General features: G+C 52.1%; 1 protein-coding gene. It reads right to left on the minus strand.

The genetic code is table 11. The features are described 5' to 3' along the window. Positions 1–113: 113 nt before the first annotated feature. Positions 114–378: integrase core domain-containing protein (locus tag AWR36_RS15950; protein WP_141398548.1), on the minus strand; the 265-nt coding region annotated here is incomplete at its 5' end.

Consider the following 378-nt stretch of genomic DNA (forward strand, 5'->3'; position numbering starts at 1 on the left):
GGGGCTTCCCCATGTGAGAGTAGGTCATCGTCAGGCTTCTAAATAAAAGAAAGGGCCACCCAATCGGGTGGCCCTTTTTTTATTTTGGATACGGTGTGACCTGCCCCCAATATCTAATCCAGCGTCTTCTTAGTAATGTCCGTGGTGGTTGATTCTTTTTTATCCAGTCTCAGTGCCGCAGCAAACTCAGCCGGCGTCTGATAGCCGAGGGATGCGTGTGGCCGCTGCTCGTTATAGTCCTGCCGCCAGATACTGATGATTTCTCTCGCATGCGCCAGATCTCGGAACCAGTGTTCATTGAGGCACTCGTCCCGGAACTTGCCGTTGAAGCTCTCGATGTAGCCGTTCTGAGTCGGTTTACCCGGCTGGATTAACTTC

This window comes from Microbulbifer flavimaris, from assembly GCF_001641755.2.
Classification (GTDB): domain Bacteria; phylum Pseudomonadota; class Gammaproteobacteria; order Pseudomonadales; family Cellvibrionaceae; genus Microbulbifer; species Microbulbifer flavimaris.